The sequence below is a fragment of the Dellaglioa sp. CoH-55-MRSF-8 genome (genome assembly GCF_056782195.1).
Genome location: NZ_JBXAYH010000046.1, coordinates 1 through 607 on the forward strand (window position 1 = coordinate 1; position 607 = coordinate 607).

At 55.5% G+C, this 607-nt stretch carries 2 protein-coding genes; both read left to right on the plus strand.

The genetic code is table 11. The annotated features are described in order from the left end of the window. Positions 1–182 (plus strand): hypothetical protein (locus tag AC1RPW_RS07800; RefSeq protein ID WP_481769412.1); only part of this gene is annotated, 182 nt, incomplete at its 5' end. Further along, positions 179–499, plus strand: a complete 321-nt coding sequence (locus AC1RPW_RS07805) for a hypothetical protein (protein ID WP_289900959.1) — start codon at positions 179–181, stop codon at positions 497–499. The genes AC1RPW_RS07800 and AC1RPW_RS07805, both read left to right, overlap by 4 nt. Positions 500–607 lie beyond the last annotated feature (108 nt).

Sequence of the window (607 nt, forward strand, 5' to 3'; positions counted from 1 at the left end):
AAGGTGAGAGCATCCAGTACTCAACCAACGAAAGCGACTACCACTACCGTCCGGTCGGCAAGCGCGAATTCGGTGAAGTGTGCACTCCCATCAACTACGACGACCCGTGGAAGAGTGGTACTGTTTCGCGTGATGACAGCGATCTGTGGAAACCGCTGCCGATGGCTCCGGAGGAAGAGTGAGTGCCAAGCACCGTTTTCTGACCGCGCTCGTCATCGGAATTCCGGTCTCTTTCCTAGTGTACGGGTGGAATCTGATGACTCTACCGCCCGGCACTTCCTATCGTCAGCTTTCGATGGTCGTGCTCGTCCTGATGCTTATCTTGACGGCTGTCGTAGCCGCGCTGTGTGCTGCGACCAATAGGATGCAGACTAGCGACGTGGAAATCGTCGATGCAGAAATCGTGGAAGACGAGCACCATCCCCAACAACACGAGTTCTGGGCACGGGCTGAACGCGCACGCCGCGAGCGTCCCACCGTGACTCGTGTATACAAGTAAAGGATACTTCATGACCATTCGTTATTTCGAACAGTACACAAGCGGCTGGAAGCGTGAAGTTGACGGCTCTGGCGTTCTCGACGCATGGGTCAATCGTCGTCATTGGGT